The 23,912-nt window shown below is 50.5% G+C and carries 22 protein-coding genes and 4 tRNA genes; 14 read left to right on the plus strand and 12 right to left on the minus strand.

The genetic code is table 11. The annotated features are described in order from the left end of the window. Positions 1 to 9 precede the first annotated feature (9 nt). Complete coding sequence (pgtC, locus tag OGY10_RS20370) at positions 10 to 1,209, minus strand: phosphoglycerate transport regulator PgtC (RefSeq protein WP_191227202.1); 1,200 nt, start codon at positions 1,207 to 1,209, stop codon at positions 10 to 12. A gap of 415 nt (positions 1,210 to 1,624) precedes the next feature. Here pgtC and pgtP point away from each other — a divergent pair, with 415 nt between their 5' ends. After that, positions 1,625 to 3,016 carry a phosphoglycerate transporter PgtP gene (gene pgtP, locus OGY10_RS20375; RefSeq protein ID WP_048234793.1) on the plus strand — a complete coding sequence of 464 codons (1,392 nt, stop codon included), beginning with the start codon at positions 1,625 to 1,627 and terminating at the stop codon, positions 3,014 to 3,016. A 109-nt stretch (positions 3,017 to 3,125) separates the two neighbouring features. On the opposite strand, the gene OGY10_RS20380 is transcribed toward pgtP, so the two are convergent. Then, positions 3,126 to 3,368: a DUF2545 family protein gene (locus OGY10_RS20380; protein ID WP_008785383.1), complete on the minus strand. Its 243-nt coding sequence runs from the start codon at positions 3,366 to 3,368 to the stop codon at positions 3,126 to 3,128. A gap of 440 nt (positions 3,369 to 3,808) precedes the next feature. On the opposite strand from OGY10_RS20380, the gene lpxP reads away from it, so the two are divergent. Then, the gene (lpxP, locus tag OGY10_RS20385) at positions 3,809 to 4,729 is read left to right on the plus strand and encodes a kdo(2)-lipid IV(A) palmitoleoyltransferase (protein WP_020996694.1); all 921 of its coding nucleotides are present in this window, start codon (positions 3,809 to 3,811) and stop codon (positions 4,727 to 4,729) included. Between the two features lie 41 nt (positions 4,730 to 4,770). Here lpxP and OGY10_RS20390 read toward each other — a convergent pair whose 3' ends face one another. Further along, complete coding sequence (locus OGY10_RS20390; RefSeq protein ID WP_032944115.1) at positions 4,771 to 5,385, minus strand: lysozyme inhibitor LprI family protein; 615 nt, start codon at positions 5,383 to 5,385, stop codon at positions 4,771 to 4,773. A 343-nt stretch (positions 5,386 to 5,728) separates the two neighbouring features. Here OGY10_RS20390 and ypdK point away from each other — a divergent pair, with 343 nt between their 5' ends. After that, positions 5,729 to 5,800, plus strand: coding sequence for a membrane protein YpdK (gene ypdK, locus OGY10_RS20395; protein WP_010723117.1), 72 nt, complete (start codon positions 5,729 to 5,731; stop codon positions 5,798 to 5,800). 67 nt (positions 5,801 to 5,867) lie between these two features. Here ypdK and alaC read toward each other — a convergent pair whose 3' ends face one another. Beyond that, entirely contained in the window at positions 5,868 to 7,106 is a 1,239-nt protein-coding gene (gene alaC / locus OGY10_RS20400) for an alanine transaminase (protein ID WP_191226960.1), read from the minus strand. Between the two features lie 386 nt (positions 7,107 to 7,492). Between alaC and OGY10_RS20405 the strand changes: the two genes are divergently transcribed. The 3 genes from OGY10_RS20405 (at position 7,493) to OGY10_RS20415 (ending at position 11,085) form a co-directional block, all read left to right on the plus strand. Beyond that, positions 7,493 to 9,190 carry a sensor histidine kinase gene (locus OGY10_RS20405; RefSeq protein ID WP_008785387.1) on the plus strand — a complete coding sequence of 566 codons (1,698 nt, stop codon included), beginning with the start codon at positions 7,493 to 7,495 and terminating at the stop codon, positions 9,188 to 9,190. Positions 9,191 to 9,204: 14 nt separating this feature from the next. After that, positions 9,205 to 9,939, plus strand: coding sequence for a LytR/AlgR family response regulator transcription factor (locus OGY10_RS20410; protein WP_003834866.1), 735 nt, complete (start codon positions 9,205 to 9,207; stop codon positions 9,937 to 9,939). A 123-nt stretch (positions 9,940 to 10,062) separates the two neighbouring features. Further along, complete coding sequence (locus OGY10_RS20415; RefSeq protein WP_191226959.1) at positions 10,063 to 11,085, plus strand: hypothetical protein; 1,023 nt, start codon at positions 10,063 to 10,065, stop codon at positions 11,083 to 11,085. Between the two features lie 26 nt (positions 11,086 to 11,111). Here OGY10_RS20415 and glk read toward each other — a convergent pair whose 3' ends face one another. Then, positions 11,112 to 12,077 carry a glucokinase gene (glk, locus tag OGY10_RS20420; protein ID WP_003028256.1) on the minus strand — a complete coding sequence of 322 codons (966 nt, stop codon included), beginning with the start codon at positions 12,075 to 12,077 and terminating at the stop codon, positions 11,112 to 11,114. A 204-nt stretch (positions 12,078 to 12,281) separates the two neighbouring features. On the opposite strand from glk, the gene OGY10_RS20425 reads away from it, so the two are divergent. Then, positions 12,282 to 13,517: an ion channel protein gene (locus tag OGY10_RS20425; RefSeq protein ID WP_032944118.1), complete on the plus strand. Its 1,236-nt coding sequence runs from the start codon at positions 12,282 to 12,284 to the stop codon at positions 13,515 to 13,517. Here the strand turns inward: OGY10_RS20425 and OGY10_RS20430 are convergent, their stop codons facing one another. Then, positions 13,518 to 15,170, minus strand: a complete 1,653-nt coding sequence (locus tag OGY10_RS20430; protein ID WP_191226958.1) for an alpha-keto acid decarboxylase family protein — start codon at positions 15,168 to 15,170, stop codon at positions 13,518 to 13,520. It abuts the gene before it with no gap. Between the two features lie 182 nt (positions 15,171 to 15,352). Here OGY10_RS20430 and mgrA point away from each other — a divergent pair, with 182 nt between their 5' ends. Then, complete coding sequence (mgrA, locus tag OGY10_RS20435) at positions 15,353 to 16,342, plus strand: L-glyceraldehyde 3-phosphate reductase (RefSeq protein ID WP_153752533.1); 990 nt, start codon at positions 15,353 to 15,355, stop codon at positions 16,340 to 16,342. Between the two features lie 137 nt (positions 16,343 to 16,479). Beyond that, positions 16,480 to 16,806, plus strand: a complete 327-nt coding sequence (ypeC, locus tag OGY10_RS20440; protein ID WP_003834889.1) for a DUF2502 domain-containing protein YpeC — start codon at positions 16,480 to 16,482, stop codon at positions 16,804 to 16,806. A gap of 32 nt (positions 16,807 to 16,838) precedes the next feature. Here ypeC and OGY10_RS20445 read toward each other — a convergent pair whose 3' ends face one another. Next, on the minus strand, positions 16,839 to 18,077 hold the full coding sequence (locus tag OGY10_RS20445) for an Nramp family divalent metal transporter (RefSeq protein WP_003834891.1): 1,239 nt from the start codon (positions 18,075 to 18,077) through the stop codon (positions 16,839 to 16,841). Further along, positions 18,074 to 18,148 carry a hypothetical protein gene (locus tag OGY10_RS23830; RefSeq protein WP_420898213.1) on the minus strand — a complete coding sequence of 25 codons (75 nt, stop codon included), beginning with the start codon at positions 18,146 to 18,148 and terminating at the stop codon, positions 18,074 to 18,076. Before OGY10_RS23830 ends, OGY10_RS20445 begins: the two co-directional genes overlap by 4 nt. 273 nt (positions 18,149 to 18,421) lie before the next feature. Here OGY10_RS23830 and nupC point away from each other — a divergent pair, with 273 nt between their 5' ends. Then, the gene (nupC, locus tag OGY10_RS20450; protein ID WP_003834893.1) at positions 18,422 to 19,624 is read left to right on the plus strand and encodes a nucleoside permease NupC; all 1,203 of its coding nucleotides are present in this window, start codon (positions 18,422 to 18,424) and stop codon (positions 19,622 to 19,624) included. 139 nt (positions 19,625 to 19,763) lie between these two features. On the opposite strand, the gene OGY10_RS20455 is transcribed toward nupC, so the two are convergent. Together OGY10_RS20455 and OGY10_RS20460 are read right to left on the minus strand one after the other, a co-directional pair. Continuing rightward, positions 19,764 to 19,839: transfer RNA gene (locus OGY10_RS20455), tRNA-Ala, on the minus strand. A gap of 42 nt (positions 19,840 to 19,881) precedes the next feature. Continuing rightward, positions 19,882 to 19,957: transfer RNA gene (locus OGY10_RS20460), tRNA-Ala, on the minus strand. Between the two features lie 221 nt (positions 19,958 to 20,178). On the opposite strand from OGY10_RS20460, the gene OGY10_RS20465 reads away from it, so the two are divergent. Together OGY10_RS20465 and OGY10_RS20470 are read left to right on the plus strand one after the other, a co-directional pair. Next, positions 20,179 to 20,541, plus strand: coding sequence for a YfeC-like transcriptional regulator (locus tag OGY10_RS20465; RefSeq protein WP_003028277.1), 363 nt, complete (start codon positions 20,179 to 20,181; stop codon positions 20,539 to 20,541). Between the two features lies 1 nt (position 20,542). Then, positions 20,543 to 20,935 carry a MerR family transcriptional regulator gene (locus tag OGY10_RS20470; RefSeq protein ID WP_003834896.1) on the plus strand — a complete coding sequence of 131 codons (393 nt, stop codon included), beginning with the start codon at positions 20,543 to 20,545 and terminating at the stop codon, positions 20,933 to 20,935. Between the two features lie 55 nt (positions 20,936 to 20,990). On the opposite strand, the gene gltX is transcribed toward OGY10_RS20470, so the two are convergent. Then, positions 20,991 to 22,406, minus strand: coding sequence for a glutamate--tRNA ligase (gene gltX / locus OGY10_RS20475; RefSeq protein ID WP_008785393.1), 1,416 nt, complete (start codon positions 22,404 to 22,406; stop codon positions 20,991 to 20,993). A gap of 258 nt (positions 22,407 to 22,664) precedes the next feature. Between gltX and OGY10_RS20480 the strand changes: the two genes are divergently transcribed. Then, positions 22,665 to 22,740 (plus strand) — tRNA-Val (locus OGY10_RS20480). 4 nt (positions 22,741 to 22,744) lie between these two features. Then, positions 22,745 to 22,820, plus strand: a tRNA-Lys gene (locus tag OGY10_RS20485). A 201-nt stretch (positions 22,821 to 23,021) separates the two neighbouring features. Here the strand turns inward: OGY10_RS20485 and OGY10_RS20490 are convergent. Continuing rightward, on the minus strand, positions 23,022 to 23,906 hold the full coding sequence (locus OGY10_RS20490) for a LysR family transcriptional regulator (protein ID WP_048234780.1): 885 nt from the start codon (positions 23,904 to 23,906) through the stop codon (positions 23,022 to 23,024). Positions 23,907 to 23,912: the final 6 nt, after the last annotated feature.

Below are 23,912 nucleotides of genomic sequence, written 5' to 3' on the forward strand. Positions count from 1 at the left end.
ATCCACCTTTCATTTTAATTCTTCCAGTTTTGATATCGCCTGACGCTGGTTTTTAAGAAACCAGAGCTGCCACTCCATCATCTGCTGTTCGGCAACGCTTTTATTATCAAACTGCGCAAGCCAGGCTTCATCTTCACTACTTTTGGCATCTATCGGAACGCTGGTCAGTAAGGCTCTGATTTCGGGTAGCGGGCGTTTCAGGCGTGCTTCCGCACTGTATAGTGCCCGCCATGCATCCTTCAGTTGCGCAAGACGGAAACTGATGGCGGTATCAAACATCCGCTGCACTAACTGTTGTCGCTTAAGGATCAGCCGATAATTAAGCGGAGGCTGGTTCATTAAAATAGCCTGCTGAGCAGCGCGGGGATTATCAGATGCGAGCTGCGTTACCGGATATTTCCCCGTATTCGCATCAGCAAGGATCCGCTGTCCCTCCGGGCTTAACAAATAGCGGATAAAACGACGCGCTTCATTGGGGTGCTGGCTGTTCTTGAGAACAGCAACATAGGTTGGCGATACCGCCGAGCGTGGAAAATAGGTAAAAGCCAGGTGAGGATCGTTAAGCAACAGGTTGGCATAATTATCAATGACCGGCCCCGCCACGCCCAGGCCACTCTTAATTTTGTCGGCTACGCCAAAACTGCGTGATGAAATCGTCACCAGATTTCCAGCACTCGCCAGCAGCGTCGCCCACCCCGCATCCCACCCTTTTTGCTGTAGCAATGACTCAACCATCAGATGGTTGGTATCCGAACGCGATGGGCTACTCATCAACAGCGCGTTCTGATATTTGGGCAGCGTTAAATCCCCCCAGTCGGCAGGAGGCGACAGATGTCGTGCCACCAGCGCAGAACGATTAATCAACAGACCAAAACCAGATATCGCCACTGCCACGGAGGTCGAACGGATAGAGTCTGGCACCAGCCGCTGGCTTTCCGGCAACGCATTTTCGAAAGGCGCCAACTTCTGATGCTCCTGCAGATGCTGCAACAGCATAGGGGATGAGGTCAAAATCAGATCAACATTTTCCGCATTCGCGGTATCCAGCAGTTGCTCCAACGAACTGCTGGTCCGGTTTAACGTGCGAATCATCACCGACCCCGGTTCAGTCTGCCAACGCTGAATAATCCAGGCCGTTGCCCCAGGGGAAAAGGTTGTCGCCATTACCAGCTCTTTACCCTGCGCCAGGCAACTCACCGACAACGACATAAAACAGAGCGAGAACGCCCAACAACGCCCCCGGCCCAAAAGTCTGTTTGTGATCCCGTTCATAAATACCAACATATGCAAAAAATAATATTGAGACAAAACTTACCCGTTTATCACCGACTGGGGGAAGAATAAGGTTATTCGTAGAATAACCAAACGGAAAGTGACGACATCGGTAAAGAATACCCGAAAACGCAGTCTGAATTTGTTAATATCCGCACACGCCGATGATAAAAGCGTTCGTAAAAGAATAGAATTGAAAAGCCATTATTTAAAAAGAGTCAAAATCAGCCACGTAATCCACAAATTGTGTCAATAGTGACTCATTTCATCAACTTGAGTTTCTCTGCCGTCTATTTCACTCTTCACTGCGAAAAATCCTGATATTCACATCAATATAAATTTAGGTGATGATATGTTATCCATATTTAAGGCAGGGCCAGCGGCAAATAAAGTCCCGGCGGAGAAAGTCCAGGAAACTTATGGCCGATACCGCATTCAGGCATTACTCAGCGTATTTCTTGGCTATCTTGCGTACTATATTGTGCGTAATAACTTCACGCTATCAACACCGTACCTGAAAGAACATCTGGATCTCAGTGCCACGCAAATTGGTCTACTCAGCAGCTGCATGCTTATTGCCTATGGGATCAGTAAAGGCATTATGAGTAGTCTGGCAGACAAGGCCAGCCCTAAGGTCTTTATGGCATGCGGCCTGGTTCTGTGCGCCATCGTAAACGTCGGTTTAGGATTCAGTACCGGATTCTGGATTTTTGCCGCTCTGGTCGTTTTCAACGGTTTGTTTCAGGGAATGGGCGTTGGTCCTTCATTTATTACCATCGCCAACTGGTTTCCGCGTAAAGAACGTGGACGCGTCGGCGCATTCTGGAATATTTCTCACAACGTTGGCGGTGGTATTGTCGCTCCGATTGTTGGTGCCGCCTTTGCCATTTTAGGGAGCGAGCACTGGCAAAGCGCCAGCTATATTGTCCCGGCCGGTGTTGCCGTACTGTTTGCTTTTATTGTGCTGATTCTGGGGAAAGGTTCACCGCGCCAGGAAGGCTTACCGGCTCTGGAACAAATGATGCCGGAAGAAAAAGTAGTATTAAATTCCCGACACACTGACCAGGCGCCAGAAAATATGAGCGCCTTCCAGATCTTCTGCACCTATGTGCTGCGTAATAAGAATGCCTGGTATGTTTCACTGGTAGATGTCTTCGTCTATATGGTGCGTTTTGGCATGATTAGCTGGTTGCCTATTTATCTGTTAACCGAAAAACATTTCTCGAAAGAGCAAATGAGCATCGCTTTTCTGTTTTTTGAATGGGCGGCAATCCCTTCCACATTACTGGCGGGCTGGCTTACCGATAAACTGTTTAAAGGCCGTCGCATGCCGCTGGCCATGATTTGTATGGCGCTGATTTTCGTCTGTTTGATCGGCTACTGGAAAAGTGAATCCCTGCTGATGGTCACTATTTTTGCCGCCATTGTGGGTTGCCTGATCTATGTTCCACAGTTCCTCGCTTCTGTTCAGACGATGGAAATCGTCCCCAGCTTCGCAGTAGGTTCTGCAGTAGGACTGCGCGGATTTATGAGCTACATTTTTGGCGCATCGCTGGGCACCAGTCTGTTTGGCGTAATGGTCGACAAAATGGGGTGGCACGGCGGCTTCTATCTGCTGATGGGGGGTATTGTTTGCTGCATCCTGTTCTGCTACCTCTCTCATCGCGGTGCGCTGGAACTTGAGCAACAGCGAAAAAATGCTCAGCAAGAGGAAGCATCACTCCAGTTGGCGGATGCCCGGTAATTCATTTCGGTCTCACAAAAAAGTGCCAGCGATGCTGGCACTTCGATAAACTCAGATAAATAATAAATAACTCAAAGTGATAATTTATTGCTAAACGTAACATTGCAAATTATTGCTTACCATCCGCGACCATAAAGCGAATGATCAAACCACATGTCGGAGCAAGAAACAGGAATAATCCAGTTACCATTTCGTTACCATTGGTCAGCCGCATAGTAAAAACGTAAATTAATGCCGTAAGGATGGCCATGCCGAGAAAAGCGCTAATTGACGCCGCAGCGCCTATAACCTGCCAGATATAGCAACTGACGCACAGAATGCTCAGTATGAGAAAGGTCCAGAAATAGAGCATAGCGATACCTCCTGTCTGCCGTAAACTTAACGTAAGTCCTTACACTCCCTTAACTTTATATTCTAAGACAATTCCTATCTGCATGCAATTTGAGCAACATTTTATTCACAAAAATTATTCGACCGCTTACTATTACACTGTTTCTCCGTCGTTTATTTAATCATCATAAAAACAACGAATTATATATAGGCGAAATTTTGCCCTTAATCGCCCTAAAAACATTTACGAATCTTGAGTAATTATTTCTGGCTGACATTAATTTTCGGGTGTACATTGTGCGTCCGATCATTCATGCCCCCTCGTGGTTTTGTCCTGACTCAGTTTTACACTCTTTACAGGAACCAATGTCGTTCATGGCGGCCTAACGATCAGTGCAGAGTGTAAAGCGACAGGCAAAGAATCTTCGCGATACATCTATTTCGTATCAACAACAGGTGCTTATGTTCCCCCAATGTAAATTTTCACGCGCGTTTTTGCATCCGCGCTACTGGCTCACATGGTTTGGTGTTGGTGTGCTCTGGTTACTGGTACAGCTTCCCTATCCCGTATTGTGTTTTCTTGGTACCCGTACAGGAACGCTGGCTCGTCCATTTTTAAAACGCCGTGAATCTATTGCACGTAAAAATCTCGAACTCTGTTTCCCAAATCTGTCACAGGAAGAAAGAGACAAACTGGTCGATGAGAATTTCCGTTCGCTCGGCATGGGGCTGCTTGAAACAGGTATGGCCTGGTTCTGGCCGGACCGTCGGGTGCGTAAATGGTTTGATGTAGAAGGGCTGGACAACCTGAAGCGCGCTCAGATGCAAAATCGTGGCGTGATGGTCGTTGGCGTACACTTTATGTCGCTCGAGTTGGGTGGTCGCGTAATGGGGCTTTGCCAGCCAATGATGGCAACCTATCGTCCGCACAATAATAAGTTGATGGAGTGGATCCAAACCCGCGGTCGTATGCGCTCCAACAAGGCGATGATCGGCAGAAATAATCTGCGTGGTATTGTCGGCGCCCTGAAAAAAGGCGAGGCAGTGTGGTTTGCCCCCGATCAGGACTATGGTCGTAAAGGGAGTTCATTCGCCCCCTTCTTCGCAGTCAAAGACGTGGCGACCACCAACGGTACCTACGTGCTGTCACGATTATCGGGCGCAGCAATGCTGACCGTAACCATGGTGAGAAAAGCAGATAACACCGGTTACCGCCTGTTCATCACCCCAGAAATGGAAGGTTACCCGGCAGATGAAAGCCAGGCTGCGGCGTATATGAACAAAATTATCGAAAAAGAGATCATGCGTGCACCCGAGCAGTATCTCTGGATCCACCGTCGCTTCAAAACTCGCCCGATGGGTGAAGCTTCGTTGTATATCTAAAAAGAAAGGCCGTAAGGCCTTTCTTTTTTTCTACGGTTGAATTACTTAACGCCCCATTTGCTGTGCAGTTCAGCCATTCGCTCGTTGTAGTTGCGGGCGATGCAGGCTGATTTATCCTGTTCCTTCCAGCACTCGTTACGCCCTTTCACCCAACCGCGCTGCTCTGCTTTCAGCGTCGGGTTATTGCTCGATTTAACCAGCGCCTGCTTGTAGGCCCCGTTTAACGCTAAATCCATTTCTGAGAGCGAAGGACTCTGGCAGATAATCTCTTCGATACTGCCCTTTGCAACCGCAGCGCAGGAAAAAGAGGGTCCAGTGCTGGTCGATTTTTTGGCCCCAGAAAAGTCAATATTATCTTCAGGCAGGCATACCCCGTGCTTTCGATTCGGCCCACTCCAGGAAACGTCCGGATTTCCGTCATCTTTACGAGAAATAGAAACCGTATTGTTCCCGCTTTTGGCTTCCCAGTAATTTTCATTGAAGGCCTTCACCGTCGCCTTCGAGCCATCAATCCAAACATTGCCTTTGCCATCACTATTCACACCACCAATACTTGCGCAGCTGAAATTAAACGCCAACGGTGAGGCCGCCATCGACGTCAGTGGCGTAAAAACGAGTGCTAACATCATTAATCTGGTCATTTTTAACCTTTTCATTATCTCATTCCGCGAAAAATTAACCGCATTAACATCATGGCGATATGAGAATTCTCCGAGTAACCATTCCGTCGCTCAATAGCAATTTATTACCGGCAGAAATTAAACTGTCGCCGAATCACGACAGTTGTAAGTTATTCAAATTAAATAAAAAAACGCCTCTTGTCTCTCCTCATTTTTAGGCGTACATTAGCGCCGTCTGGAGCATTAAAGCTCAGAATTCTGAGGTGATGCAGCCAAGCAAATGAGGGGTATTCTCCCTTTCGTTCGCGAGTGCATCAGCTCTCTGTCAGGTAAGCATATGTTCATTTAGACGTACCTCAGGTACGCGGAGAGATGAAAAGTGAAATATTTCTTTATGGGCATTTCTTTTATGGTCATCGTTTGGGCCGGTACTTTCGCCCTGATGATCTAAATTAAAAGACGCAGCAAAAAAACAGGAGCCATCAGGCTCCTGTTTTGCATTTTGGGGGAACATTCTGTCAGTCGGTACTTTCAGAAGTCGATTTTGCACTGGTCGGTAACAGGCCATCTGCGCGAAACATCGCCTTGATGCCGCGAATAGCCTGGCGGGTACGGTCACGGTTTTCAATCAACGCAAATCGCACATGCGTATCACCATAATCACCAAACCCAATCCCTGGCGAAACGCATACCTTCGCTTCGTTCAGCAGCTTCTTGGCAAACTCAAGTGACCCCATCCCGGCGTATTGCTCTGGAATTTTCGCCCAAACGTACATTGAGGCCTTTGGCATCTCGACCATCCAGCCTGCTTCATGCAGTCCTTTGACCAGCACATCGCGACGACGTTTATATTGCTCAGCGATATCCCGTACACATTGCTGATCGCCTTCCAGCGCGGCAATTGCCGCAACCTGCAGTGGCGTAAAGGTCCCGTAATCGTGATAGCTCTTGATTCGCGCCAGCGCGTTCACCAGCGTTTTGTTGCCCACCATAAACCCGATACGCCATCCCGCCATGTTGTAGCTTTTCGACAGGGTGAAAAATTCAACAGCGACGTCGCGAGCGCCGGGTACCTGCATAATCGATGGTGCCTTCCAGCCGTCATAAACAATATCAGCGTAGGCCAGGTCGTGAACCACCAGCACGTCATAGCGTTTAGCCAGGGCCACCACTTTCTCAAAGAATTCCAGCTCGACGCACTGCGCGGTCGGGTTGGATGGGAAACCTAAGATCATCATCTTCGGCTTCGGGTAACTTTCGCGTATTGCGCGTTCCAGCTCATTAAAGAAGTCGACCCCCTCAACCAGCGGCACTGAACGCACCTGCGCGCCGGCAATCACCGCGCCATAGATATGGATGGGATAACTTGGGTTGGGCACGAGGACCGTATCACCGTGATCGAGTGTTGCCAGCATCAGGTGCGCCAGCCCCTCTTTGGAACCGATGGTCACAATGGCTTCGGATTCAGGATCGATCTCAACGTCATAGCGTTCCCGGTACCAGCGGGAAATCGCCCGACGCAAACGCGGAATGCCGCGTGAGGTGGAGTAACCGTGAGTATCCGGGCGCTGAGCCACGGTACACAGTTTTTCGACAATGTGAGGAGGCGTGGCCCCATCCGGGTTCCCCATACTGAAATCGATAATATCTTCGCCGCGCCGACGCGCAGCCATCTTCAGTTCAGCGGTGATGTTAAAAACGTACGGGGGAAGGCGATCAATACGCGTAAAGCGACGTTCAGGGCGGGAGTCAGCCATAATATCCTCAGATTAACGTTAGCGCCCGGACCGTCCGAGCGACGCTGCCACGATGGTGGCACGTTTAGAAAATAGCCTGAATAATTTCCTTCTGTCGAGAGGCAAAACAAAATATTTTTTCCTGACGAAAAAGAGGAACAGCTGAGTAAAATGAGGAAATAACCATTTTCACAACCCGCCAAAAATTACCATCATTTAACATTTTGTTGTTAAATACATTACCTTGAACGCAGCACTCACAGGACAGGTATTGTAAATACAACAATCATGCAACAATCCCCTTTTAATATTATGGTTTTTCCCCATTAGCTCTGAACTGCGGGGTGCTGGTCATCCTGCCTCAGGTTACCTATCATAGTGGTTTAACCCTTGCGCAAGAGTCACCCGTGCACGAAATATTCAATATGCTGCTGGCGGTATTTGACCGGGCAGCACTGATGCTGTTCTGTCTGTTTTTCCTGATTCGTATCCGCCTGTTTCGCGAACTGTTGCACAAGTCAGCCCACTCCCCAAAAGAGCTGCTCGCCGTTACCGCGATTTTCTCCATGTTTGCCCTGTTCAGTACCTGGTCAGGCGTACCGGTAGAAGGTTCTCTGGTCAATGTGCGTATTATCGCGGTCATGTCAGGAGGGATCCTGTTCGGTCCATGGGTTGGCATTATTACGGGGCTGATCGCAGGCACCCACCGTTACCTGATCGATATTGGCGGCGTAACTGCCCTACCCTGCTTTATTACCAGCATTCTGGCTGGCTGCATTGCCGGGTGGATCAACCGTAAGATCCCCAAAGCGCAGCACTGGCGCGCGGGTATTTTAGGCGGAATGCTGTGCGAATCACTGACCATGATACTGGTCGTCGCCTGGGCACCCACCACCGAACTGGGGCTGGATATTGTCTCAAAAATCGGTATTCCAATGATCCTAGGCAGCGTCTGTATTGGTTTTATCGTGATGCTGGTACAAAGCGTTGAAGGTGAGAAAGAAGCCAGCGCTGCAAAACAGGCCAAGCTGGCGCTGGATATCGCCAACAAAACGCTGCCGCTCTTTCGCCAGGTCAACAGCGAGTCGTTACGTCAGGTGTGCGAAATTATTCGCCACGATATCCACGCTGACGCGGTTGCAATCACCAATACTCAGCACGTTCTGGCCTATGTTGGCGTCGGAGAGATCAACTACCGCGATAACGATGACTTCGTCAGCCCTACCACGCAAGAAGCCATAAATCACGGTAAAATAATCATAAAAAACAATGATGAAGCGCATCGCACCCCGGAAATCCACTCTATGCTGGTGATCCCGCTTTGGGAGAAAGGCGTCGTGACCGGCACGCTGAAGATCTACTACTGTCACGCTCATCAAATCACTTCCTCGTTACAGGAAATGGCGATCGGTCTGTCGCAAATCATCTCCACCCAGCTTGAAGTCTCCCGCGCAGAGCAACTACGAGAAATGGCAAATAAGGCAGAGCTACGCGCGCTGCAAAGCAAAATAAATCCCCATTTTCTGTTTAATGCCCTGAACGCGATTTCATCGTCGGTACGCCTTAACCCGGACACCGCACGTCAGCTCATTTTTAATTTATCGCGCTATCTTCGCTATAATATTGAATTAAAAGACGATGAGCAGATCGACATCAAGAAAGAGCTGTATCAAATCAAGGATTACATCACCATCGAACAGGCCCGCTTTGGCGACAAGCTGACCGTTATTTATGATATCGATGAAGAGGTAAGCTGTTTTATTCCCAGCCTGCTGATTCAGCCGTTGGTCGAGAACGCTATCGTCCATGGGATCCAGCCCTGCAAAGGGAAAGGTGTGGTCACTATCAGCGTTGCGGAGTGCGGCAACCGGGTACGGATTGCCGTACGAGACACGGGTCATGGTATCGACCCAAAAGTGATTGAACGGGTCGAGTCCAATGAAATGCCGGGCAATAAAATTGGTCTGTTGAATGTGCACCATCGCGTTAAGCTGCTCTACGGTGAGGGATTACATATCCGCCGTCTGGAGCCAGGCACAGAGATTGCCTTTTATGTACCTAATGTGCACTCGCCCGCAGCCGCGCCAACTACATTATTGCTTTAACCAGGAGTGAAGTCGTGAAAGTCATCATTGTTGAAGATGAATTCCTGGCCCAACAGGAACTGAGCTGGCTGATAAAAGAGCACAGCCAGATGGAGATTGTCGGCACGTTTGACGATGGTCTGGACGTGCTGAAATATCTCCAGCACAACCGCGTTGACGCCATTTTTCTGGATATTAATATTCCCTCGCTGGACGGCGTATTGCTGGCACAAAATATCAGCCAGTTCGCGCATAAACCCTTTATTGTGTTTATTACCGCATGGAAAGAGCATGCTGTTGAAGCCTTCGAACTGGAAGCTTTTGACTACATTCTGAAGCCGTACCAGGAATCACGCATTGTCAGTATGCTGCAAAAGCTGGAAGCCGCCTGGCAGCAACAGCAAACGGGAACGTCTCCTGTAAGTCCGGTGGCCCGCGAAAACGATACGATCAACCTGATCAAGGATGAACGGATCATCGTGACCCCAATCAACGACATCTACTACGCTGAAGCGCATGAAAAGATGACGTTCGTCTATACGCGACGAGAATCATACGTCATGCCGATGAACATCAGTGAATTTTGCAGCAAACTGCCGGCTTCGCATTTCTTCCGCTGCCACCGCTCGTTCTGCGTAAATCTGAATAAAATCCGCGAGATCGAACCCTGGTTTAACAACACTTATATTCTGCGTTTAAAGGATCTGGAATTTGAAATCCCGGTTAGTCGGAGCAAAGTGAAAGAATTCAGACAATTAATGCATTTATAGTGCTGAAAAAGCGTGACGAATGGAGAGTACAGCGCGCGCTTTCAGTCGTTTCCGCGACGAACAGGATAGCGGAACTAAGTTTGTAGTATATTGGTCGTCACTCTATTTTTTACAGGTGATGTCATGGCAAAGCTGAGCGAAAAATATCAACGTACATATCTACGCGAATACGCAAAAGAAGCGGAAAAAAATGCTCTGATATGGATAAGTACGGACGATTATTTAGCTGAGTGCCTGGATATTCATGAACAATGCCATCTGGATTATTCACTGCAACAACAGCTGAGTTCATGGCTTTTTATGCTGCGCATGAAGCGCAGCCCGGATTTATTAGGATATAAAACCGCGATACAGTCAAATGATATGGAATCTCTGCACTTATCCCTGCGACAGTCTGCGATGATTAAACATGTGACGCAGGGTGTGGACTCAGGCTGCGATCACAGTATTAATGTATGGACGACACTGGAGATTCTTGCCGCGGGTTTATTTGACCGAGTACCGCTCTTATTGCCTGAAAAATTGGGCATGAGTGATAACGGTCACCCTGTTAACCTGGCCATGACGAATTTAATGATGGCGGTGTGGTACAAACGTGCAGACTTTGCAGTGGATGCCAGAAAAAGAGCGCAAAAGGTACTGGCCACGAAGCAGACAGCAAGCGATATGTTCATCCTCCGCTACCTGATGGCGCTCCTGGATGAGGATGTGACAGAAGCAGGGACACAACTCGATTTATATTGTAAAAGCATATCTGCATTGAGAGAACCGGGACTCACTAAGCTCCATAAAATGTTCTGGCCATACGCGCACGGGTTATACAACATGGCTTATATTGTATTGGGCAAAGATAAAGCCAGCGCGATGCCAAAACCAACCGCAGAGTGTTTCATGGACGATCTGGCGGAATGGCAAAATAAAAATAACTATCGCCATGGCCCGCTATTTGTTGAGTACCCTAAACCAATTGACCTTATTAACACCCTGATCTCATGCACGCCGCCAGAATGTTGTTTGCATCAACCCTATCTGGATACCAATAAAAAATATAAAAACACAAGATACCTGCATGCCGATTTATTTGAACAACAGATGATCAAGATAATTTTAGAAAATATGAACAGCCAGAACGACAAGGCCGGATAAGCGCTGAGCGCCATCCGGCCCTGACCTTACAAAATGTGGCCCAGCGTCTGACGTAAATGCGCACCAGCGCCAAGTAGTCCTGGATTATCGTGCACGATCAGATACACCGGAATATCCTGCACGTAGGCTTTAAAACGACCTTTATCTTCAAAACCACCGCGGAAGCCCGACGCTTTAAAAAAGTCGAGGAAGCGCGGCACAATGCCGCCGGCGATGTACACACCGCCAAATGTGCCCAGCGTTAATGCCAGATCGCCACCAAAACGTCCCATGATGACGCAGAACAGCGACAGCGCACGACGACAGTCAATGCAGGAATCTTCCAGCGCCCGTGCGGTGATATCCTTCGGCTGCAGATTTTCCGGCAGGCGTCCGTCAGATTTAACGATCGCGCGATACAGATTCACCAGTCCCGGACCCGACAGCACGCGTTCTGCGGACACGTGACCTATTTCCGCGCGCAGAACCTCAAGGATAATTCCCTCTTCCTCGCTGTTAGGCGCAAAATCCACGTGGCCGCCTTCACCAGGGAGGCTTACCCAGCGTTTATCCACGTGGACCAGATGCGCCACGCCGAGCCCGGTTCCTGCGCCATAAACAGCAATAGGTTTACCTTCAACAGGTTCCGCGCCACCAAACTGGATTAAATGCTCTTTTTTCAGCATCGGGATCGCCATCGACACAGCGGTGAAATCATTGATGATTTCCAGATGGCTGAAGCCCAGGTTTTTTTTCATCTCAGCAATAGAGAACGCCCAGGTATGGTTGGTCATTGCCACCCAGTCGCCGGTTATCGGACAGGCAATGGCAATACAACCATCTTCAACGCTAACGCTATGCTCATCCAGGTACACGCGCACCACCGCCTCCAGACTTGGATAATCCAACCCGGAATAGGTTTTTGCCTGCGAAATCTCGCCACTGGCAATATCGCACAGAGCAAGACGCGCGTTGGTGCCGCCAACATCCCCTACTAAAGCATATTTTGTCATTCTTCCACTGCTCCGCTAAAGTCAGAATAAATCTTTGCCACACTGTAAATTCATGGGGACATAACAACAACGGTCTGAAGGCTGATGCCCGTGGAAAATCGATCCAGATCACACAATTACTTTATCGTTTCAGCACCATTTGCAGCGATGTCGTCAGGCAGGCTGTGCAAACTATGTCTATGACTCTGTTTTAAGGAATAGAAAATGCTCCATCCGCGAGCCAGAACGATGCTCTTGCTATCAACCCCAGCGCTAATCATTGGCATAGCGTCCAGCCTGGTGTTGATCGTTGTGATGAAAGTGGCTTCCGTTTTACAGCAGTTTTTGTGGGAACGTCTGCCTGTTAGCATCGGTATAGCCCAGGACTCTCCGGTCTGGATTATCGGTATGCTGACACTCACGGGGATCATGGTCGGGTTAGTTATCCGTTACAGCCATGGCCACGCGGGCCCGGATCCGGCCTGTGAACCGTTAATTGGTATGCCGGTGCCAACGTCAGCAATACCGGGCCTGCTGGCAGCGCTAATCCTCGGCCTCGCGGGTGGCGTCAGTCTGGGTCCGGAACACCCCATCATGACCGTGAATATCGCACTGGCAGTGGCACTTGGTAGCCGCATGTTTCCGCGCATTGCCAAGCTGGACTGGACCATTCTCGCCTCTGCCGGCACCATCGGCGCGCTATTTGGTACCCCCGTTGCCGCCGCGCTGATATTTTCGCAAACGCTAAATAGCTCAAACGATGTGCCCTTGTGGGATCGCCTGTTTGCACCGTTAATGGCCGCCGCCGCGGGTTCGCTAACCACCAGCCTGTTTTTTCACCCCCATTTTTCACTGCCCATCGCGCACTACACGCAGATGCACTTGATCGATATCCTCAGCGGCGCGGTTGTTGCTGCCATCGCCATTGCCGCTGGGATGGTTGCCGTCTGGTGTCTGCCGCGTTTGCACCATTTAATGCATCGATTAAGACACCCGGTGCTGATCCTCGGGGCAGGCGGTTTTATCCTTGGTATTTTGGGTGTTATCGGCGGGCCGCTTACCTTGTTTAAGGGACTGGACGAAATGCAGCAAATGGCATTTAGCCAAACGCTGGGGACATCAGATTATTTCATGCTCGCCGTGATCAAACTAACGGCATTGGTGGTAGCAGCGGCGAGTGGTTTTCGCGGCGGACGAATCTTCCCGGCGGTATTCGTTGGCGTCGCGCTTGGCCTGATGCTGCACGCCCATGTTGAAGCTGTGCCGGCTGCCATCACGGTTTCTTGCTCTATTCTCGGGCTGGTGCTGGTCGTCACCCGTGACGCCTGGCTGAGCCTGTTTATGGCAGCAGTGGTGGTGCCAGATTCCACCCTGCTGCCGCTGCTGTGCATCGTCATGCTGCCCGCCTGGCTGCTGCTGGCAGGCAAACCGATGATGGTCGCTGAGCGCCCTGATAAATAGCTATCCGCCGTTGCGAGATTCCAGCGCACGGGTCACCGTGCGCAATAATTCAGGAAGATCGGCTTTCGGTAGCACCACCTCAATTAACGACAGTCGTTGCGGATGGGACAACCGGGCCAGCACCTCTTCCAGCTGTACCGCCTGCTTCACCCGCCAACATTCGGCCTGACATTCACGGCTAAACGCCTGCGGCATCGACGTCCAGCTCCAGGCGGCGATGTCGTTATAGCGCTGATTTGCCCCATGTATGGCCCGCTCCACGGTATATCCGTCATTGTTGAGCAGTAAAATAACCGGCGATTGCCCGTCTCTGAGCATGGAGCCCAGCTCCTGAATGGTGAGCTGCGCCGCGCCATCGCCAATAATCAGGATCACCCGACGGTCCGGACAGGCCGTTTGCGCGCCGAATGCCGCCGGGAGCGCGTAGCCGATAGATCCCCACAACGGTTGAACCAGTACTTCCGCCCCGCAAGGTAGTGAGAGCGCAGCCGCGCCAAAGGCGGCGGTTCCCTGATCGACGAGGATAATGTCATCAGGCTTCAGAAACTGCTGTACCGTGTGCCAGAAGTTTTCCTGCGTCAGTGGGCCCTTCTCAACCTGAACACGCCTAATTGGCGGACGTTCTGGCGGTAGAGAAAACGACATTTCCAGGCACAGCTCGCGTAATGTGGTGACCGCTTGCTCCATCGGGATGTTAAACCAGTGGGATCCAATTCGTGACGCATGGGGCTGAACGTCAATGGTGCGATCCAGCGGTAGCTGTTGTGTAAACCCAGCTGTCAGGGTGTCGACAAATTGTGTGCCGACACACATTATCGTATCGGCATCTTCTATCGCCTGACGTACATAATCGCTGCTGGCTCCAGCGCTGTACGTGCCAACAAACGCCGGGTGACGCTCATCAAACAGTCCTTTGCCCATCAACAACGTGGCATGAGCCATCGGCGTTTCTGCCATCCAGCGCTGTAAAACCGGCTGCAGACCAAAACGCAGCGCGAGGAAGTCGGCCAGCAACGCTACGCGTGGGCTGTCCAGCAATCGTTCACGGGCATGGTAGCGAAACGCCTCTATCACGCTGTTTTCCGGCTCGCTCAGAGGAACACTCATAATATCATTCGGTGGCGTAGCAGGCTGTTTAGCCACATCAGCAGGTAGCATCAGATAGCCCGGCCTGCGCTCGCTGAGCATCATTCGCAACACACGGTCAATCTCATAGCAGGCATTTTGTTCATTCAGCACCGCGCTGGCCGTCGTCACCGCCTGCTGCATACGGTAAAAATGCTGAAAGTCACCGTCACCCAAAGTGTGATGCATCAACTCTCCGCGACGCTGCGCGCCGCGACAGGGTGCGCCGACAATATGCAAAACAGGAACATATTCCGCGAAGCTACCCGCGATACCGTTAATTGCGCTTAACTCCCCCACACCAAACGTGGTGAGCAGCGCCCCAACCCCGGATACCCGGGCATAGCCATCTGCCGCATAAGCCGCATTCAATTCATTCGCACACCCGACCCAACATACGTTGGGATGTTCAATCACGTGGTCAAGAAACTGCAAATTATAATCGCCCGGCACACCAAAGAGATGGCCGACGCCACAGCCTGCCAGCCTGTCCAGCAGATAATCAGCAACGGAATACGGGGTTTGCATGACAGCTATCCTTCTGACGGTAACCTCATGTTGAGTATCGAAGAACTGTGATGACTGTCCAGGAAAGTCACTGTGAAGGGGTGGAAAGCAGGATTTACAGTTTTGGCGGTAAAAATTCATTGAAGAATCGACAGTGTAACCGTATACACTGAAAGGCACACGCATTGTGGAAGGGGGGTGACATGGTTTATCACGCAGATGAAAATCGTTATCAGACAATGGAGTACTGCCGCTGCGGTCAGAGCGGCCTTAAGCTCCCGATTGTCTCTCTGGGTTTGTGGCACAATTTTGGCGATACCACACAGGTCGAGAACAGTCGCGCATTGTTACAGCGCGCATTCGATCTGGGGATTAACCATTTTGATCTGGCAAATAACTATGGTCCACCGCCGGGTTCGGCAGAACGGAATTTTGGTCGGATCCTGCAGGAAGATTTTTTACCGTGGCGAGATGAGCTTATTATCTCCACAAAAGCGGGCTACACCATGTGGGAAGGTCCCTACGGTGACTGGGGTTCACGCAAATATCTGATTGCCAGTCTCGATCAAAGCCTGAAGCGTCTGGGGCTGGAGTATGTCGATATCTTCTACCACCATCGCCCCGACCCTGGAACACCGCTCAGAGAAACCATGCGCGCGCTGGATCACATCGTCCGTCAGGGCAAAGCGCTGTACGTCGGGTTGTCTAACTATCCGGCAGATCTTGCCAGGCAGGCGATTGAAATACTCGACGATTTAGGTACGCCATGCCTTATTCACCAGCCCAAATATTCCATGTTTGAACGTTGGGTCGAAGGCGGCTTGCTGTCGCTATTACAGGAAAAAGGTGTCGGCAGTATCGCCTTCTCACCGCTGGCTGGCGGACAGTTAACCGACCGCTATCTGAACGGCATTCCTGCGGATTCTCGTGCGGCAAGCACCAGTCGCTTTCTGAATCCGGACCAGATCACTCCACAAAAACTGGAAAAAGTGCGGGCGCTGAATGTGCTGGCAGAACGACGCGGGCAAAAGCTTTCCCAAATGGCGCTAGCATGGGTGTTACGGGATGACAAAGTCACGTCCGTGCTGATTGGCGCGAGTAAAACGGCGCAGATTGAAGACGCTGTCGGTATGCTGGCAAACCGTCACTTTACGTCTGAAGAGTGCGCGGAGATTGATGCTATCCTGAGTTGATTGAAATAAAGACACATTTATTAACAAAAAGTGCTCTCACTTGCGATTTAAGAGTTAAGGCGATGAAACGGGGCTTTACTGCCCCGTAATATTACGTTAACAGGCCGGCTACGGCTCGATCGTGAAGGAGAGAAAACATGTTCAGGTCACTGATTCTGGCGGCAGTCTTATTGGCTTTTACACCGCTGGCCGCGAACGCTGGCGAAATCACCCTGCTGCCATCAATAAAATTACAAATTGGCGATCGCGATAACTACGGTAACTACTGGGATGGCGGCCGCTGGCGCGACCGGGATTACTGGCACCATAACTATGAGTGGCGCAAAAATCGCTGGTGGCGTCATGACAATGGCTACCATCGTGGCTGGGACAAACGCAAAGCTTATGAGCGTGGTTATCGTGAAGGCTGGAACGATCGTGACGACCACCGCGGTCGCGGGCGTGGCCACAAACATCATCATTAATGTAACAAAAGGGCCAACGGGCCCTTTTGTTTTTACAAACCGAGTGCGGTTCCTACCAACAGCCAGATATTGAGCGCCACCACCAGCACAACAATCACCCAACCTACCTGTTTTACCCAACGGGTATTCACCAAATCGCCCATCAGCTGACTGTTGCTAGTGAAGATCAACAGCGGCACCAGCGCCAGTGCAATACCAAAACTGAGCAATACCTGGCTCATCACCAGAATACGCGTCGGATCCAGTCCCATCAAAATCACAATAAATGATGGCATCATGGTGACGGTACGGCGTACCCAAAGCGGAATGTGAAAGCGGATAAACCCTTGCATCACCACCTGCCCGGCCAACGTACCGACCACGGTAGAAGAAAGTCCCGCAGCCACCAGGCTTAAACCGAATACCGTCGCCGCAGCGTGACTCAACAGCGGTTCAAGTGTCAGATACGCTTGATCGAGATCGGCAATACCGGTATGCCCGCTAAAGTGAAATGCAGCGGCAGCCGTCGCCATCATCGCAAGATTGACAAATCCAGCAATCGTCATGGCGATTGCCACATCCCATTTCGTGGCCGCATAGCGCTGTTGACGTGTTCCGCCGTGCAGATGCTGAGTTAAGGAAGAGTGCAGATAAATGACGTGTGGCATGATAGTCGCGCCGAGCACGCCAGCCGCCAGGAACACCGCTTCAGAATTAGGCAGGCTCGGGATAACCATTCCCTTGCTGAGTTGCGCGAAGTTCGGCTGGGAAAAGATCAGTTCCACAATGTAAGCCGCAGCCACAAACAGCAGCAAGCCACCAATCACTTTTTCCAGCGGTTTTTGCCCACGGCGCTGCAACATCAAAATCAAAAAAGTCGCGATACCGGTGAGCACGGCCCCCTGCAATAACGACACGCCGAGGATCAATTTGAAACCAATCGCGGCACCAATGAATTCAGCAAGGTCTGTCGCCATGGCGATAATTTCGGCCTGCACCCAGTAGAACCACACCACCGGACGAGGATAGTGATCGCGAATTTGCTCCGCCAGGTTTTTACCCGTGGCAATACCCAGCTTTGCCGACAGCACCTGAATCAGCATTGCCATCAGATTTGCCCAGACCACCACCCACAACAGTTTATAGCCAAAGCTGGCCCCTGCCTGGATGTTGGTGGCGAAGTTGCCCGGATCGATGTAGCCGATCGCCGCGATGAACGCAGGTCCCATTAATGCGAGCTTCAACTTGCGCGCTGCCCGTCCACTGCTACTCTCAACGCGATCGTTAGTCATTTTAGTGCCTCAGAAACATAGCCTTTGCTATATTTCAAGCTACGCCTATTGAGAATGATTATCAAATTCATTTTAATGGGTGAAGTTGATTTCTCTGATAGCGTTTGTCTATGGATCGATAAGGATTCTGGAAATACCGGTGAGATGTTTAATTATTGTTATGAGATTAGCACAATGACATAACTTTTCACTTCCATACTAAACATAACAGAAGTGTATCACCGATCACTAATTTTGAATCTCGTCACAGGTCCTTATTATAGTGTGTGTTTGATCTCGTTTTCTTTATGGTTGTTACATAGAATGTGCACGAAAACTAAACCTGCCTCATATTTGGAGCAAATATGGACCGCGTTCTTCATTTCGTCCTGGCCCTTGCCGTGGTTGCGGTACTCGCACTGCTGGTAAGCAGTGACCGTAAAAAAATCCGCATTCGTTATGTTATTCAATTGCTTGTTATTGAAGTGTTACTGGCATGGTTCTTCCTGAACTCTGATGTCGGTCTGGGCTTCGTGAGAGGCTTCTCCGAGATGTTTGAAAAACTCCTCGGATTCGCTAATGAAGGGACAAACTTTGTCTTCGGCAGCATGAACGACAAAGGCCTGGCATTCTTCTTCCTGAAAGTGCTGTGCCCAATCGTCTTCATTTCCGCCCTGATCGGTATTTTGCAGCATATCCGCGTTCTGCCGGTTATCATCCGCGCGATTGGTTTCCTGTTATCCAAAGTGAACGGTATGGGCAAGCTGGAATCCTTCAACGCCGTCAGCTCCCTGATCCTGGGTCAGTCCGAGAACTTTATCGCCTATAAAGATATTCTCGGCAAAATGTCTCGCAACCGTATGTACACCATGGCTGCAACGGCGATGTCGACCGTTTCCATGTCTATCGTCGGCGCGTACATGACCATGCTGGAACCGAAGTACGTGGTTGCGGCGCTGGTTCTGAACATGTTCAGCACCTTTATCGTGCTGTCGCTGATCAACCCGTACACCGTTGATGCCAGCGAAGAAAACATTCAGATGTCTAACCTGCACGAAGGCCAGAGCTTCTTCGAAATGCTGGGTGAATACATCCTGGCAGGTTTCAAAGTGGCAATTATCGTTGCGGCGATGCTGATTGGTTTCATCGCGCTGATCGCAGCCCTGAACGCCCTGTTCGCCACCGTGACCGGCTGGTTTGGTTACAGCATCTCCTTCCAGGGCATCCTGGGCTACATCTTCTACCCGGTTGCATGGGTAATGGGTGTGCCGTCCAGCGAAGCGCTGCAGGTGGGCAGTATCATGGCAACCAAACTGGTTTCCAACGAATTCGTTGCGATGATGGATCTGCAGAAAATTGCCGCCACGCTCTCTCCGCGTGCAGAAGGTATCCTGTCCGTGTTCCTGGTCTCCTTCGCTAACTTCTCTTCCATCGGTATTATCGCCGGTGCGATTAAAGGTCTGAACGAAGAGCAAGGTAACGTGGTTTCCCGCTTCGGTCTGAAGCTGGTGTACGGCTCTACGCTGGTGAGCGTACTGTCTGCATCTATCGCAGCACTGGTGCTGTAAGCGTAAGACAACATCGTATTGATAAGACCGGGGAGATTCTTCTCCCCGGTTTTTTTATGCCTGCTATTCAGCAAACCGAAGAGATACAGGGTGGAAACAGAAACAAAAAACCCCCGCTTTTCAGCGAGGGTTTAAATTTTGGTGGAGCTAAGCGGGATCGAACCGCTGACCTCTTGCATGCCATGCAAGCGCTCTCCCAGCTGAGCTATAGCCCCACGATGCTATTACGTACGTACCAAATTTATTGGGATTAAATTTGGTGGAGCTAAGCGGGATCGAACCGCTGACCTCTTGCATGCCATGCAAGCGCTCTCCCAGCTGAGCTATAGCCCCATTACGTAAAGCTTGTCGAGTTGACGGGCGGCATCATATGAATTCCCTTCGCGTGTGTCAACGGCAAAATTAACTCATAGAATTCAATCGCTGAAAAAGCAGTCAAATGAAGAACATTGCGTAACAACTCGCATTCAGTAGTTAAACGCGTCACGGTTTCTACTAAAATGGTGCTATAAAATGAGCCACTAATTAACCCCACGACTATTCAGGGAATCGTTATGTTCAAGGAACGGATGACGCCAGAAGAACTTGCTAATCTGACCGGATACAGCCGACAGACCATCAATAAATGGGTGCGCAAGGAGGGTTGGGCTACATCACCAAAACCAGGCGTACAGGGCGGTAAAGCGCGTCTGGTTCACGTCACCGAACAAGTTCGTGAATACATTCGCAGTGCTGAGCGTTCAGCCGAAGGTTTATCAGATAATTTATCGTTATCCGGCGATACCTCTATCGAAGCTCTACTGATTAGGCTCGCCAAAGAGATGACTCCGTCAGAACAAAAAATGTTTACGTCACTGATCCTGCGTGAAGGCATTACGGGTTTGTTACAACGCTTAGGGATCCGCGACAACAAATAATATGAAAAAATTACGCAGCAAAATGACGACCGAAGAACTAGCGGAATGTCTCGGGGTTGCCAAACAAACCGTCAATCGTTGGATCAGAGAACAAAACTGGACCACCGAAAAGTTTCCCGGCGTTAAAGGGGGTCGTGCAAGGCTGATCCATATCGACTCCAGCGTCCGTACGTTTCTGCTCAATATTCCGGCTTTTCGCAAAGTCCCTGAAATTTATCAGGCTGAGGAACCGCTGGCAGAATACACCCACGTGGTGCGTAGCCACGCCTGTCGCCAGATAATTAGCGCACTGGACAACATGTCCCCAACGGAACAAGAAAAGCTGGCAATGTATATTTCGCGCGAAGGTATTCGCACTTTCCTTACCCGTCTGGGTATTGATGAGTCTGAATAACAGGCAAAAAAACGGCAGGATGCGCTCCTGCCGTTGTTTCATCGCTCAATCGGTCTTACTGCTGGCTTTCACGCTCAGCAATAAACGCCAGCGCTTTATTAATACGCTCAATGCTGCGTGATTTACCAATCGCATGCACCGTTACGTCTAACGCCGGAGACTGACCCGCGCCGGTTACGGCTACGCGCAGCGGCATCCCAACTTTACCCATACCCACTTCCAGCTCATCAGCGGTTGCCTGAATCGCGTGGTGCACGTTTTCTGCCGTCCACTCGCTGATAGCAGCCAGCTTATCGCGAACCACTTCCAGCGGCTGACGCGCTACCGGACGCAGGTGTTTCTTAGCTGCATCCGCGTCGAACTCAGCAAAGTCTTCGTAGAAGTAGCGGCAGCTCTGCGCCATCTCTTTCAGCGTTTTGCAGCGCTCACCCAGCAGTTTAACCAGCTCAGACAGCTGCGGGCCGACGCGAGTATCGATATTTTCCTGCTCAATGTGCCATTGCAGATGCGTTGCCACATATTCCGGTGCCAGCGAATTAATGTAGTGGTGGTTCAGCCACTGCAGTTTTTCCGTGTTGAACGCACTCGCAGACTTGCTCACCGCACCAAGGGAGAACAGTTTGATCATCTCTTCACGGGTGAAGATTTCCTGATCGCCGCTGGACCAGCCCAGACGCACCAGATAGTTCAGCAGCGCTTCCGGCAGGTAACCGTCGTCGCGATACTGCATAACGCTGACCGCACCGTGACGTTTAGAGAGTTTTTTACCGTCGTCGCCGTTGATCATCGACACGTGTGCATAAACCGGCACCGGCGCATTCAGCGCTTTCAGGATGTTGATCTGACGCGGAGTGTTGTTGATATGGTCTTCACCACGAATAACGTGAGTGATTTCCATATCCCAGTCGTCGACCACAACACAGAAGTTGTAGGTCGGGGAACCGTCAGTACGGCGGATGATCAGATCGTCCAGCTCCTGGTTGCTGAATTCGATCGGCCCACGGATCTGGTCGTCAAAAATAACGGATCCATCCTGCGGGTTGGCAAAACGCACCACGCATGGTTCATCAGCAGCATGATGTTCATGCCCGTGGCGGCAGCGACCGTCGTAACGAGGCTTCTCACCGTTTGCCATCTGCTCTTCGCGCAGTGCGTCCAGACGCTCTTTGGAGCAGTAGCATTTATACGCGGTACCGGCTTCCAGCATCTCATCAATCACGGCGTTGTAGCGATCAAAACGTTTGGTCTGGAAGTACGGGCCTTCATCCCATTCCAGATTCAGCCAGTTCATGCCATCCATAATGGCTTCAATAGCTTCCGGAGTGGAGCGTTCAAGATCGGTGTCTTCAATACGCAGCACAAACTCACCGTCATGGTTACGTGCAAAAAGCCAGGAATATAGAGCAGTACGCGCACCACCGACGTGCAGGTAACCTGTCGGGCTTGGCGCGAAGCGAGTTTTGATTTTCATGAAATGGCCTTACGTTTATAAAGATGCCGACAACCGGCAAATCCTGGAAAGATTATCAGGCTCGTATTCTATCACTGTGGTCTGATTCCTCAATGTTGTTCAGGTTGGAACATCACGCTTTGCCATTTTCGTATACAAATCATGCTGCATGGATTGATTTGCGATCGTTTTGTTTAAATTTACGACGAACGAACAAATTCTTTAGAAAATGCGTTGACTCATTTTCAACTCTCCCTATAATGCGACTCCACACAGCGGGGGTGATTAGCTCAGCTGGGAGAGCACCTCCCTTACAAGGAGGGGGTCGGCGGTTCGATCCCGTCATCACCCACCACTTCGGGTCGTTAGCTCAGTTGGTAGAGCAGTTGACTTTTAATCAATTGGTCGCAGGTTCGAATCCTGCACGACCCACCAATGTAAAAAGGCGCCCTAAAGGCGCCTTTTTGCTATCTGCGATTTATAAGATTCGAACCTGCATCGCCTGATGCGCTACGCTTATCAGGCCTACAGACAATACCGCACACGTAGGCTGGATAAGACGTCAGCCGCCATCCGACACAGACAACACAACACGCGTAGGCCGGATAAGACGTCAGTCGCCATCCGGCACAGACATCACATCGTCAATGCCGCTACCAGTTTCTCCAACGCGGGTGTCGCCTGCAGTTGGTCATACACAATATACAAATCCGCCGGAATACGTTCCTCTAACGGTCGAAATACCACGCCAGGCCAATTCATCTGCGCATAGCTGTCAGCAATTAACGTAATACCAATCCCCATGCTGATCATCGCCAGCACCGTTTGCGGCTCCCTCACCTCACGAATAATCATCGGGGAAAATCCAGCACTCAGGCAAACTCGCTGCAAAAATGCCCAGTCAGTATGAATGGAAGGCATTGTGACAAAATATTCATTTCTCAACGCCTCCAGCGGTATGGACTCACAGGCAGTAAGAGGATGTTCTTCCGGCATGGCAACCAGAAAAGAGGACTCATGCAAACGCAAACTGGTAAACCCGGGAGAAAGCTCCGTAGCCATCCGCCAAATTCCCGCATCCAGTTCACGCCGTTCCAGCATCGTCATCTGCATCGCGGGCATGTTCTCGCGAAACAGCACCTCAACATTGGGATTATCCTTCATAAAACGCCGCATCACCGGACGCATTTTTCCCCACATCGCTGTACCGATAACGCCAAGCTCAATTCGCCCTGCCTCACCACGACCAATTTGCTCCACTCTCGCCAGCGCCTGATTAGCACTGGATAACAGTCGGCGCGACTCTTCCATCAATATCTTTCCCGCGTGAGTTAACGCCACGCTGCGGGAATGACGGATAAATAGCAAAGTGCCGAGCTGTTGCTCCAGCTCTTTAATATGGGTACTGAGCGGCGGTTGCGACATATTCAGGCGAGCAGCAGCACGTCCAAAATGCAGTTCTTCTGCGACAGCAAGAAAATAACGCAGTAACTTCAGATCGATGCGGTGCGTGCGTTCCATGGATAA

Source organism: Citrobacter sp. Cpo148, from assembly GCF_030332375.1.
Classification (GTDB): Bacteria; Pseudomonadota; Gammaproteobacteria; order Enterobacterales; family Enterobacteriaceae; genus Citrobacter; species Citrobacter portucalensis.